The sequence below is a fragment of the Roseibium hamelinense genome (genome assembly GCF_007830545.1).
GTDB lineage: Bacteria > Pseudomonadota > Alphaproteobacteria > Rhizobiales > Stappiaceae > Roseibium > Roseibium hamelinense.
In genome coordinates, this window is record NZ_VLLF01000014.1 from 13,744 (window position 1) to 26,289 (window position 12,546).

Annotated in this window: 9 protein-coding genes and 1 pseudogene; all 10 read left to right on the forward strand. The window is 53.4% G+C overall.

The genetic code is table 11. The features are described from left to right. The first annotated feature begins 19 nt into the window (after nt 1–19). The 10 genes and pseudogenes from tssE to tagF all read left to right on the forward strand — a co-directional run bounded on the left by tssE (nt 20) and on the right by tagF (nt 12,503). Nucleotides 20–433 (forward strand): type VI secretion system baseplate subunit TssE, encoded by a 414-nt coding sequence (gene tssE, locus JM93_RS21015; RefSeq protein ID WP_145347568.1) that lies wholly within the window; start codon nt 20–22, stop codon nt 431–433. Between the two features lie 23 nt (nt 434–456). Beyond that, nucleotides 457–2,199 (forward strand): type VI secretion system baseplate subunit TssF, encoded by a 1,743-nt coding sequence (tssF, locus tag JM93_RS21020; protein ID WP_145347570.1) that lies wholly within the window; start codon nt 457–459, stop codon nt 2,197–2,199. After that, nucleotides 2,196–3,239: a type VI secretion system baseplate subunit TssG gene (gene tssG / locus JM93_RS21025; RefSeq protein ID WP_145347572.1), complete on the forward strand. Its 1,044-nt coding sequence runs from the start codon at nt 2,196–2,198 to the stop codon at nt 3,237–3,239. The genes tssF and tssG overlap by 4 nt, the downstream gene beginning before the upstream one ends. Then, nucleotides 3,236–3,490, forward strand: a pseudogene (locus JM93_RS22430) (FHA domain-containing protein); the annotation flags it as partial. The gene tssG and the pseudogene JM93_RS22430, both read left to right, overlap by 4 nt. An 843-nt stretch (nt 3,491–4,333) precedes the next feature. Continuing rightward, nucleotides 4,334–5,206, forward strand: coding sequence for a type VI secretion system-associated FHA domain protein TagH (gene tagH, locus JM93_RS22230; RefSeq protein ID WP_244300978.1), 873 nt, complete (start codon nt 4,334–4,336; stop codon nt 5,204–5,206). Then, nucleotides 5,203–5,694, forward strand: coding sequence for a type VI secretion system lipoprotein TssJ (gene tssJ, locus JM93_RS21035; protein ID WP_145347576.1), 492 nt, complete (start codon nt 5,203–5,205; stop codon nt 5,692–5,694). The genes tagH and tssJ overlap by 4 nt, the downstream gene beginning before the upstream one ends. 129 nt (nt 5,695–5,823) lie before the next feature. Then, nucleotides 5,824–7,158: a type VI secretion system baseplate subunit TssK gene (gene tssK, locus JM93_RS21040; RefSeq protein ID WP_145347578.1), complete on the forward strand. Its 1,335-nt coding sequence runs from the start codon at nt 5,824–5,826 to the stop codon at nt 7,156–7,158. A 9-nt stretch (nt 7,159–7,167) separates the two neighbouring features. Then, nucleotides 7,168–8,085, forward strand: a complete 918-nt coding sequence (gene icmH / locus JM93_RS21045) for a type IVB secretion system protein IcmH/DotU (protein ID WP_145347580.1) — start codon at nt 7,168–7,170, stop codon at nt 8,083–8,085. Between the two features lie 10 nt (nt 8,086–8,095). Then, nucleotides 8,096–11,677 carry a type VI secretion system membrane subunit TssM gene (gene tssM, locus JM93_RS21050; RefSeq protein ID WP_145347582.1) on the forward strand — a complete coding sequence of 1,194 codons (3,582 nt, stop codon included), beginning with the start codon at nt 8,096–8,098 and terminating at the stop codon, nt 11,675–11,677. Between the two features lie 73 nt (nt 11,678–11,750). Beyond that, nucleotides 11,751–12,503 (forward strand): type VI secretion system-associated protein TagF, encoded by a 753-nt coding sequence (gene tagF / locus JM93_RS21055; protein WP_145347584.1) that lies wholly within the window; start codon nt 11,751–11,753, stop codon nt 12,501–12,503. Nucleotides 12,504–12,546 lie beyond the last annotated feature (43 nt).

The window sequence follows — 12,546 nt, forward strand, 5'->3', positions numbered from 1 at the left end:
GTTTGCGGAGGAACCTCGAATGCCAATGAGCCTTTTTCAGAGGCTGGAAGAAGACGTTAAGATTGACGATTTCACGTCGCCCGACCAGGCTCAAGGCGTCCTTCTCGATAGCATTCTTCGCGACTTGAGCGTTCTTTTAAACAGCATGGCCGGTTGCTGTGAAATTCGTCCAGAGTATGGGCTCACTGATTTCAACGCGGTGTTTCAAAGCCACCGTGATACCGCTGTCGAATTGTGCCGCGACATCGAAACACAAATCGAAATGTTTGAGCCACGCTTGAAGAACCCTAAAGCGCGGATCGTTGACGATCCTGACCGGCCACTTGAATTTGTTTTTAATGTCGAAGCTCAACTCGACTATGCAGGCAAGACCATGCGTGTCAGGATCGATTCCGTGCTGGATAGCAACGGCAAAATCCGCATTAGCGCGTAGTCTAACAGGAGATTCAACCGAATATGTCGGTGAATTCGTACTACCGGGATGAGCTGAATTACCTTCGGGAGATGGGTGCTGTCTTTGCTCGGGCAAATCCCCGTCTGGCAAAATATCTTGCCAATGACCCCATGGACCCGGATGTCGAAAGACTACTCGAGGGGTTCGCGTTCCTGGTTGGGCGGCTGCGCCAGCGCCTCGATGCTGAAATGCCCGAAGTGGCCCAAAGTCTACTGAAACTTATCTGGCCACACTACCTGAGGCCGATCGCGCCGATAACGACACTCAAATTTAAGCATGCTCCTGGCGTCAGCGAGTTAGCAATCCGTGTGCCGAAAGGAACACGTGTTCAGACCGCGCCGCTCGACGGTCAGGCCCTGCCTTTCAGCACAAGTTTCGATCTCACGGTCCTACCTTTCGAGGTAAAAGACATCAAATTCGAAAACCGCAAAGAAAGCGCCGAACTCGACATCAGCTTCACTAAATCGGCTGGTATTGGCTTGCAGGCCCTAGAGTCGGCGCCGCTCACACTATACCTCGGCGGGCAAGGGGACGGGACAACATCCCGCCAGCTTTTCCTTGCACTTTTAGAGCGCGTGCAATCAGTGCAATTGGTTCCGAATGGGCAAGACCCGATCCCCGCTCAGATTCGAATTGATCCCCTAGGTTTTCTGCCGGAAGAAGCAACGCTCCCCTATCCCCCGGGGGCGTTCGAAGGGTTCCGTGTCATGCAAGAGTACTTCGCATGCCCCGAAAAATTTATGCATATTCAGATCCGCGGGCTGAATAAATATGCCTCGGTGCAGGCTGACGGCTTTCGGCTGGTTTTCAAGTTTACCCAGGGCTTCTCCGATTTAACACGGGTCATGCCCTATCAAATCCAGACAAACGCAACACCAGCCATCAATCTATTCGAAGCCGAAGGCCAAGCATTGCTTGTAGAGCATTCGCGGACCGAATACCCAGTCCGTCCGATTGGCGGCGCCGAGAAACGCAGCGCACACGAGGTACTTTCTGCAACCGGTTGGGTGCAGGGCTCCAACAAACGGATAGACTACAAGCGGTTTGAATCGTTTACCCATGACGTGGAAAACGAAAACGCACTTTATTTTCGGACAAGCGTGAGGCCATCTGTCGTGGGGACAGGTGTCGATCACTACATTTCTTTTGTCACAAAAATGAACAAGGCCGGTTTGCCGGCAACGGAAACCATATCCCTTAATCTCCTATGCTCGAATGGCGAACATGCCACTCGCTTTGGCGTCGGTTCCGTCAATCAGCCGACTTCAGACACACCGGCAAAACTGGTGTTTTCAAACATCACACGTATACAGCCAGAAGTTCCACCACCATTAAATGATCGAACGCTCTGGACCTTGATTGCAAACCTGTCACGGAATTACGCATCACTGATCGACGTAGATGCCTTGCGTACTGTCATTGGCGCTTATGATTTTCGTGCTTTTGTTGACAAACAAGCCGCTCTCCAACGGGATCAACTATTGCAGAGTTTTCAGAGCTTCGAGCGTCAAGGCGTCGATATTTTTAGAAAAGGTCGACCGGTGCGCGCCTACGAGCTTTCGTTACGGCTATCAGAGAGCGCAATGGGTGGCGAAGCCGAAATGTATTTGTTTGGGTGCGTTTTGGATCGCTTTTTGAAGTCTTATGCGAGCATAAACAGCCTGCATCGTTTGTCTTTAACCGGTACGGACTCCAATACTGTTTTAACCTGGTCTCCAAAAGCGGGGAGCGCCGCTGAGATATGATGGACGCCGCCAGCACAGACCTAGTTGAGCAACAGTCTCAATCGACCGCGCTGGCTGAGCATCTCGGTCAAAGCCAGTTTTTTCAAATGGTGCATTTGATCGGTGTTTTACATTCCGATTTGAGCCGCATGGGGCCAGGGGAAGATCCCTCATCCGAACCCATCCGTTTCAGATCAACCCGGTCCTTGAGCTTTGGGCCGAGCGACGTTTCGCAAATCAACTACAATGCCGCAGAAAACCGCTTTGATATCAGGGTGAATTTCATGGGGCTTTATGGCCCCGCATCGCCCATGCCGCCTTACGTTACCGAGAGGATCATTGAACGGGATGAAACACCTTCTTCTCTTGAAGACCTTCTCGACCTGTTCAATCACCGTCTGATAACGCTCCTGTTTCAAATTTGGCAAAAGTCGCGCCACCATATCCGCTATCAATCACACGGTCTTGACGAGACTTCGAAGTGCATTCTTGCACTTTGCGGCTTTCCGATTGAAGACCGGACACAGATCGGATCTGTAGATAGATCGGCGCTACTTCCACATGTCGGGCTGATTTCACTTTATTCCAGTTCGGCAGCCGCTGTATCGTCAGTTCTGACAAGATTTTTTCAAGTCCGGTGCGAAATCGTGGAATATGTGTCCAGAAAGGTTCAACTCGGCGTTGGCGCACGCATGGCACTCGGCATACAAAATACCCGCCTTGGAGAAGACGTCGTGATTGGCGAGACTGTTCAAGACGATTTGGGGAAATTCATGGTTCGACTGGGACCGGCCGAATTCGATCATTTGCGCCCGTTCCTTCCGGGTGGAGAGCGCCACCCAGAAATAGGAGAGCTCCTGTCGATGGTTGTCAGTGACCCACTCGATTGGGATATCGAGTTCAATATAGAGCCAGAAACCATTGAGCCTGCTGTGGTGGGAACAACGCGGCTTGGAGTTTCAACTTGGTTGAGCAATGGAGTCGCAGAGCTGGTCGAAAACTCTATCTGCATCGCACCAGGGATTGATGTTGCGAAAGAAATGCGAGAGGTGGCCGGGTGAGTGCCGAACTTACACTTACTTGCGCAGCGCTCGGCAGCCATCATGTTTTCGGCACAAATGGCGGCACGCTTGGTCGATCGAAAAAGTGTGATTGGGTTCTCCCTGATGAGTCTCGTATTCTATCCTCGCTACACGCGAGGATTATATGCCAAAACGGCAAATTCCTTTTGATTGACGAAAGCACTAATGGGACGTTCATAGCCGGTCAGAGTGACCCCATCGGCCGGGGGCGCGCTGTCGTTGTGGAGTCTGGAACAACATTCGTTGCCGGAACATACGAGCTCCTAGCAAGTGTTACGCTGAGCGGAATCGGAGGTGCTGACCCGATTGCCGCACTGGGAGACAGCAGTGTAGGCTCCAACTCACGAGACTTTGCACAGCATAGCGTCGGCAGTCACACCGCACTCAAACAATACCCGGCCAGCGGACCGGTTCAAATGCCCCCACAACAGGGCACGGGACCAGAGGCACAACTCCTAACACAGCGCACGTCGTACGATGTCCCGACACGGAACAAACCCTCTTTAGACCCACTTGATTATCTTGGAGGAGCCCCCGCTCGGGCTTCCGAACCCTCACAACAACCGGTGAACACCTTCGTTGCACCGCAAATTCCATCTGAACCAACGCCGCTCCAACCGCACCTTCAACAAGCGGCCCAGCCGCGAGAGAGTGCCCCAGTACAGGGTAGCGGCCCGATTCCAGCACACTTCGATGGCGGACTGCTGCCGAACACCAACCCATCACAAACCCAACCGACACAATCTGCTGACGTGCAGCAAGCGCCTGCTGCACCACAAACAGAAAGTGGCTCGGCTCCGCAAAACGCCGACATCATTCCTGAGGACTTCCTTGCCTCATTGACAGGAAGCAATCCACCGGCGCAACCAACTGCGGCCTCAGTCACCGCACCAGCATTGCGACAACAATCAACGCCCGCTCCTAAAGCGCAACCAAACGCCGACGCTGCCCGCGCCAAACAGAGCCATCCAAACGAGGACCGGCACCAGTCAAGACAATTGCCGCCAGTCCAACCTGCGCACAATGCCGCCTTACAATCAACAACGGTCACTCCGGCCTCCGCGCCCCTGCCCATGGGTATTCCACCTTTGCCGGAACGTGGAAGTGCCGGTGGTCTTTCTCATGTGGAAGCACTCAAAGCAAGGCGAGAAAAACGGGAAGCCGCTCTTGATGCAAAGGCTCGCGGTTCTGCCCCGTCTTTGTCGCAGAATACGTTCGGAAAGGCCGCATCTACCCAACCAAATGCTGCGCGACCGCCGGCACAGAGCACGCAAGCAAAAAGCGCGGCGCAAATTCACGGATCAGTGCGGACCCAAGACATAAACCCGGCGTTGTCAGAGGGTGTATTGCTGCAAGCTCTTTTAAACGGTCTTGGTTTTCCAGATGCCAAAATCGAACCGGAGAACGCAGAACGGCTCATGTTGGACACCGGCAAAATGGTTCGGGAAATGTCGTCTGGCATGATCGCTTTGCTTGCCGCCCGTAAAATCATGAAGTCTGAGTTTCGAATGGATGAAACGCGTATCGAACCAAAAGAAAATAACGCGTTCAAACATTTCAAGGTGGCAGAACTTGCTCTGGATGAAATGCTGCTAAGACGCTCCGAAGGTTACCTGCCGCCAGATCAGGCCTCCCGAGCCGCGTTTCAAGACCTTCAAGACCAAACCATGGTGACAATCTCGGCCATGCAGAAAGCCATGCGGTTGCTTTTGGAGCGGATATCGCCTGAAAATCTAGCTGGGCATGATGAAAATGATGGCGCGCTGAGGCTGCGCAGTCTGGGCGGGCGGAGAGACAAATGGGATACGGCAAAACAGTCATATGAGCGCATCCGATCAGATTTCGACGCAATCATGCGGCAGGTAATCATTGAAGCCTTCACTCAGGTTCAGGAAGAACTGGCGCGCCAGCGGTCTAAAGATTATTGGGACAAGAGGAAAAAATGAAAATATCCCGGCGGGATCTGTGCCAAGGACTCCTTATTGCACCGGCGTTTGGTATGGCAGCCTGCTCGCGGGTTCCCGAACCCACTCCGGTTACAGTCCAATTATTCGCTGACGATAACGTTAACCCTAACGAAAATGGCGACCCGGCTCCTATTGTCGTACGCGTATATGAGCTGAAAGGCATGACGGCGTTTAACAATGGAGAGTTTTTCGAATTCGCTGACGACGACACAAAACTTCTTGGCGGAGACCTTATCGGCAAACAAGAATACGAGCTTACGCCTGGGGAAAAGAAGGACTACGACAGGAGTATTTCTAGCGAAGCAACCCACATCGGTGTTGTCGCCGCGTTCCGGGACATTCAATCCGCGCAGTGGCGCGATTCAATCGAACTGGAAGCAGAAAAGAAAAACGAATTCGTCATTTATCTAACAAGCCTTGCTGTGCGAATACAAAAACTGCGGCGACGACGGCTCGGGGTGTTTTAGAGACACCTTTTCGTGCGTTTCCCGCAAAATGCGATTGCCGGATAATTTCGGTTCACAGATAGTCGCTAAGGCGACACATTAAACTCTAAACGAATCATTAGGTTGGCAAGCAATGTGTGGGGGAACAGTTTGAACGCGAGCGGAAAGCCGTTGTGGCTTGAAGGCATGTTCCTGCGGCCACAGCATTTGCAGCAACATGACAGATGGATCGAAAGCACCCTCGAATATCGGACGAAAGACCTCGTCCCATATTCTTGGGGCGTTCGAAAACTCAGCTTCGACCTCGAGGCGTTGCAGCAAGGCCAAGTGCGTATTTCAGATCTGGATGTCATCCTGCCGGACGGCACCGTATTCTCTACTGCCCAACAGCACCGCGTCTCGACTGTTCGGGAAATCAAACCCGAGCACCAAGGAAAAAAGCTGTTTCTAGCTGTTGCAATGCAATCAATCGGGTCATTGGAGGTTACTGATAGCGATGTTCCGCGACACAGGTTCTCCCGATCCGTCTCGGAAGTTCAAAACACGGCAGAGGGAGACCGTCCATCCGCCGAGATTGCGGTTGGAACCTTAACAGCCACTCTCGTCATCGAAGGCGAAAGTCTCGACGAAACGACCAATGTTCCGATCGGGGAAATTGAAAGTGTTGATGCCCAGGGGGCTGTGCAACTCGTCGATACCTTTATTCCGCCGGTGCTACACGCCGGAGCCAGTCGCCAGATTGTCTCGCATCTTGAGGAAATCCGCAGCTTGCTGCGTAAAAGAGGCGACATGCTCGCCTCCAATGCGGCGGGGGAAAACAGCAGCTCGCGGGCAGGCTTGCTTGACTTGATGATGCTTGGCGTCTCCAATCGTTATGAAGTACTTTTGGGGCACATGATCTCTTCAGGGCGCCATATGCCCGAGCAGGTATACCGGGATCTAATTTGCCTGATCGGTGAAATTGCGACTTATGGCACAGACAGCCGGCGGCCGCCGGACATCCCGGCCTATAACCACCGGGACCTAAGAGCAACGTTCCAACAACTTGTCGCCATTTTGCGTGACATGCTCAGCTTTGTCGTCGAGCAAAACGCAGTAAGCATCCCGCTGACAAAACGAGATTATGGCGTTTGGCTTGGCGAAACAACGGATCGCATGATCTTCCAGAACCGTGATTTCGTGTTGATTGCATATGCAAACGTGAGCCTTGAAGTTCTTCGGAACCAAATGCCGATCCAGGTCAAGATTGGCCCGGTCGAAAAAATCCGGGAACTGGTCAATCTTCAGCTGCCTGGGATCGGGATATCACCGCTCTCCGTTGCGCCGCGACAAATTCCGTACATCCAAAATGCAGTCTATTTCGCCTTGGATGTGAACAATGAGCTGTGGCCACAATTTCAGACGTCCGCGGCATTTGCCCTTCACATGAGTGGCGATTACCCGGGGTTGGGGCTCGAACTTTGGGCTATTCAAAAAGGGCAATGATCATCCGCAATGACCAATGACGACCTGGATCATCCCACCGTCGCCAGACGGCTCAGCCCACGAGCGAGAACCACGCTCGGCGCGGGCGATCCAGTCGGTTTGGGCGACATTGATGACGAGCCGACCGTTGCGTTTGTTGCCATGCCGGATGCCGGTCAGCGACCCGACCAACAGTTCACCGGTTCGCCGCAGGCACGCCAAGAAACTCTCCAGGAAACAACCGCTCTTCTGCGTCAGCTCGACCCGGTCCCCGAGCGCATCATCGTTCGGGCGGCAGCCCCTCTTCTTCTTCTGATCTCTCAACTTCGCAATTCCATAGAACAGGCTGACGTTCACGCGCTCCGTCAGCAGGTTGTTGCAGAAATTGATCGTTTCGAACAGCTGGCGCAGAAGTCGGGCGTCGAAGCCGGTGACATCATCGCGGCCCGTTATGTCATCTGCTCAACTATAGACGAAACCGTTTTGATGACACCTTGGGGGAGCCGGAGCGAATGGAGTTCTAATAGCTTGCTGAATCAGTTTCACAACGAAACTTGGGGCGGTGAAAAAGTTTTCAGTATTCTCGACCGCATCATGGCGGACCCAGCTAAGAAGTTGCCGCTGCTGTTACTTGTTCAGTCATGCCTAATGCTTGGCTTTGAAGGCCGGTACCGAGTGCTTGAAGGAGGAAGAGATAAACTTGAAGATTTGCGCTTGGACCTTTCGCGCACAATACGCCGATACAGCAAGGTCAAACCAGACCAACCTCTGTCAAAGGTAACAGAAGGCTTCAAGCGCGGAAGTTCCATCAGCTCTTATCCACCAGTCTGGCTAATCGGCCTAGTCTGCTTAGCGATACTGGTTATTGCGCGCGGATACTCTGATTTCATGCTCGAAGGCGAGATCGTCCCTGCACTGAGCGACATCGAGTCGCTTGAGGTCAAATAGGAGGTCTCGAATGCTGCGTACCTATTTCTTAAGCCTCCTACGGCCAGCCAGCCTGCTGATCTTTTTCTTCCTGATCCTGCTGTCCCTCGCCATCTACTTCTTCGGCGGTTCACTATCGCTGTCTGGTGTAGCGCCGCTTCGTTCTGAGCAAGCCCGTATCGCGGTTATCGTCGGGATTTTTGTTCTCTTTTTTCTAATCACCTTCCTCCGGCATTGGCTTGCGCGACGCGCGAATGCCAAGCTCATCAATTCCATGCTCGCCAATGACGAGCTGGTATCGCTTGGACCGGATAAATCAGCCGACGAAGTTGAATTGATCCGGGAGCGCTTTGAAGCTGCGCTCAAAAAGCTGCGTGACAATCCGCTGGACGGAAAGAAGAACCGCAACTTTCTGTTTGAGTTGCCCTGGTACATACTTATTGGCCCCCCGGGAACTGGCAAAACCACTATTCTTCGCAATTCGGGCCTTGAATTTCCTCTGAGCGATGAAGGCCAGGAAGCCATCCAAGGGATTGGAGGAACCCGGAACTGCGATTGGTGGATTTCGAACGAAGCCGTCCTCATCGATACCGCCGGGCGCTATACGACCCAGGATGTAAACCAAGGTATCGATGCCGCGGCATGGAACGGTTTTCTGGATCTGCTGCGTCAATCGCGAAAGCGCCGGCCGGTGAACGGTGTCATCCTTACCGTCAGCATCGCAGATATCGCCCAGTCGGATGAAGCAGAACGGACGCGCCAGGCCGATATTCTGCGTCAGCGCTTAAGAGAGCTTCACCGGTCGTTCGGCATGCGTTTGCCTGTCTATGTAACTTTTTCCAAATGCGACCTGGTTGCGGGCTTCGATGAGTATTTTGACAGCCTTAAGGAAAAAGACCGCGAGCAAGTCTGGGGTGTCACGTTTCCATATGACGAAAAACAAATCACGGTTGGCCCGGCTTTCGAGGCTGGCTTCGTTGATTTGGTTGCCCGGTTAGAAAAACAAATCCCGGATCTGCTGGCAGAAGAGAGAAACAACAGCCGACGTTGCCGAATTTATGGCTTTCCGCACGAGTTTGGCAGCCTAGCGCAAGTCCTCAGGAGCTTTTTGTCCGACGTGTTTCGTGCCAGTCGGTACGAAGCCCAACCTCTGCTGCGCGGGGTTTATTTCACGTCAGGCACACAAGAAGGGACCCCTGTTGATCGACTGCTTGGAGCAATGGGGCGCAACTTCTCGCTTGCGCCTACTCAGCAGTTGCCTCTGAGCGGACAAGGCAAGGCGTTTTTCATCAAGGACCTCTTAAAGAACATTGTTTTTGCTGAACAAAATCTTGTTGGCCGAAACAGTCGTCTGGAACGGCGGTTGGCGGCAATGTATGGCGGCGGCATTGCAGCTGCGGCGGCTGTTGTCATCGGACTGTCTGCCTATTGGCTTGCCGGTCTCGGCCACGCTAATCAAACTGCCGAAAAAGTGGAAGAATATGCACAGCGTGTGGAAGTGCGTCGGAACGACGCCGACCGGAACCGGTCTTTAATCGGAATACTGCCGACACTGAACGCTGCGCGTGATCTTCGAAATGAAATTGAGGAAGAAAATAACTGGCTGACGGCCACTCCAATAAGCATTGAGGCGCAATCGACACTTTATCCCGCTGCAGAAAAGACTTACGATTCCTACTTGACCGGATACCTGCTTCCAGCGGTCACATCCCGACTTGCTGCACAAATACAGCTAGTGTCGAATGCACCCGATAGCAACAGCGGCTTACTGCGGGATCAGCTTGAAACATACCTCATGCTGACGACAGGCGAAAACTATGATGCCAGCAAGGTCCGCACCGCGCTTCGGTCGCAAACAGAAGCAGCCTTTATTTTAAATCCGGAAAACCGCGGCGACATGCAGCAACATATGGATGCGCTGTTGGCGCTGCTTCCGGTGACAACCGCTGCCGACGCACCGATTGTTGATGCAGCACGCACCCGGATCCAACAAGTCCCGCAAGCAACCGACATCTACAATCGAATGGTCCGCGATGCGGCCCAGCGCTATCAGCTTGCACCGATCAACATTGTCCGGACCCTCGGCTCCGGATCACTTTATGTCGATACTGCCGTTGGCGGTGGGCGATCAATTATTCCAGGAATTTATACAAAGAATGGGCTGTATAACTTCTTCCTGACCCGCCTGCCCGAATACATCCGTGCGTCCACCGGTTCCGATTGGGTCATGGGCAGCGAAGGCATGCCAGAGGCAACCTACAACCGAATAGCCAGCCAAATCGTCAAGCTTTACACGGAAGACTACATCTCCAATTGGAGAGAAGGGGTCGCCTATATTCGGGTGGTGGAAATCGGCTCGCTCGGCCGCGCGCAGATCGTTCTACAGGAACTGTCTAGCCCGAGCTCTCCGCTGACCAATGTTCTAAACGTGTTACGCGAAAATACACAACTCCCTCTACCGGGCTCCCAGTCCAATCAGGCGGCGGACGCGGCAGCCAATGCCGCTCCGGCCGCCGCTAGCGGGATCACTGGTGGCCTTGTCGCTTCAGCAAGCGAAGCAGCACAGAAGTCGGCAGTCGAGACGGCATTCGGTAAAGCACCCTGGCCGGGACTCGAAATCGAGGACGCGTTTAGACCCCTCAACAACCTTGTTGATCCCACGAACGGTCAGGCGACGTTGGACAAGGTGCAGCAGCTGTTCGGTGATCTTTATGGAAACGTATCTGGTGTGGTGACCGCCCCGGATCCGAACAGCGCAGCGTTCGATTTTGTAAAAGGGCGGGCCCAATCCCCGCGGAATGATTCCTTTACGACCTTGCGCTCAGAAGCAGCCATTCAGCCTGAACCGGTCAGATCTCTTGTCTTGTCGACCGTTAATCGGACCTGGGAACTGCTGAACCAATCCGCTTATCTTTTCATCAATACCCGCTGGCAAGATGAGGTTTTACCGGTCTGTAACGATATCATGGCGGGCCGATATCCTTTCACGCCGAGCTCGGAAGAAGATGTCAGTCTTCAGGACTTTACCGATCTTCTCGGCCCCGCTGGCGCGATTGATGCCTTCTACAAGGACTATCTTGATCCGTTCATCGTCAAGCGTGGTCGGCAGTTGACCGAAATCCAAACACAAGGCAGCGGCCTTGGTATTGCACAAACTTCGCTTACCCAGCTTTCGCGAGCCCAAACGATAAAGGATGCCTTTTTCGGCAAATCCGGGACAAGCCCGGAAGCGAAATTTACCATTATCCCGACCTTCCTTGATCCGAAGGCGCTGCGGTCAACTTTCAAGATCGATGACGATCAAATCGTCTACCGCCACGGCCCAGAGCGCGCGCAGGATTTCTCATGGCCGAGCCAGCTCGAGGGCAGCACGGCAGAAATCAGCATCACCTTACTCGACAACCAGAAGAACACGCTCGAAAAAACAGGCACTTGGGCGATCTTCCGGGTGTTGTCGGCGTCGGGACTGTCGAGGGTCCTTGGTCGTGACCGGTTTGACTTCTCGATAGAGATGGAAGAGGCGAAGGCAACGTACAGACTGACCGCCTCCAGCGTTGTCAATCCGTTCAATTTGGGGCTTTATACAGAGTTTAGATGCCCGCCTTCTCTATAAACGTGCCGTTGGCCAAAATAACAGCGTCTGAAAAGGGGTTGCGTTTTCACAGCAGGCTAAGAGGGGTCAATTCATGTTAGCTTGCGGATACTTCGGAAAACGGCCGCACGACAGGGACTTTCTCTTTGACGGTCTGCCTGCGCGGGTAACGGATCGTTGGGCCCAAGTGATGGCGAGCTGGATGCACGAGGCAAAAACCCTACAACCGAACACCTGGAAACATACGTTTCTGCAGGGACCGATTTGGCGTTTCGCTCTTGGTCCTGGGCATCTTGATGATCAGGTCTGGATCGGCATACTTGCAGCCTCTGTAGATACTTTTGGCCGCGAGTTTCCATTTGCGGTTTTGATATCCGCAGAGGCTGAAAGCCTTCCACCGGGTCTGACCCGCAGTGTTGATCAGATTATGGATCGGATTGAACGCGACCTTCTGATTTTTCTGGATGGCGGCTTCAACCGAAGAGAGTTTGTTGCCATCTTGGGGGAGGAAGCGAAGGCACTGCGCCAGGGGATTACCGAGAAACCAACAAAGTTCCGGTATGAGCTTCCAAAACCTGTGAGCGATGAGTTTGCTATCGCGCTGACTGTGGCCGCCTTGGAAGCGCAGCCACAGGATTTGAGCGGGGCTGTCTCTTGGCAGCAAGCATCAATGCAGGGCAAGTCTCCGAGCAACTGTTATTGGTGGCATGAGGGGACCGAAACGCGGGCACCCGAACTGTGCGTTTCATTGGGGCTGCCAACTGGAAAGCAGACCGCGGCGTTTTTTTCTGGAGACTGGATGAATTCAGGTTGGAGACCGCGTGATGAACACCCAGGTTTCAGCTAATGTCATGATTCGAACACCGCTAGTCAATTGCCACTCGGTGCAA

What these genes read in the sequence shown, in the direction of transcription:
- tssE (WP_145347568.1), top strand. Translation starts at nt 20, where the DNA reads ATGCCAATGAGCCTTTTTCAGAGGCTGGAAGAAGACGTTAAGATTGAC.
- tssF (WP_145347570.1), top strand. Translation starts at nt 457, where the DNA reads ATGTCGGTGAATTCGTACTACCGGGATGAGCTGAATTACCTTCGGGAG.
- tssG (WP_145347572.1), top strand. Translation starts at nt 2,196, where the DNA reads ATGATGGACGCCGCCAGCACAGACCTAGTTGAGCAACAGTCTCAATCG.
- tagH (WP_244300978.1), top strand. Translation starts at nt 4,334, where the DNA reads ATGGGTATTCCACCTTTGCCGGAACGTGGAAGTGCCGGTGGTCTTTCT.
- tssJ (WP_145347576.1), top strand. Translation starts at nt 5,203, where the DNA reads ATGAAAATATCCCGGCGGGATCTGTGCCAAGGACTCCTTATTGCACCG.
- icmH (WP_145347580.1), top strand. Translation starts at nt 7,168, where the DNA reads ATGACCAATGACGACCTGGATCATCCCACCGTCGCCAGACGGCTCAGC.
- tssM (WP_145347582.1), top strand. Translation starts at nt 8,096, where the DNA reads ATGCTGCGTACCTATTTCTTAAGCCTCCTACGGCCAGCCAGCCTGCTG.
- tagF (WP_145347584.1), top strand. Translation starts at nt 11,751, where the DNA reads ATGTTAGCTTGCGGATACTTCGGAAAACGGCCGCACGACAGGGACTTT.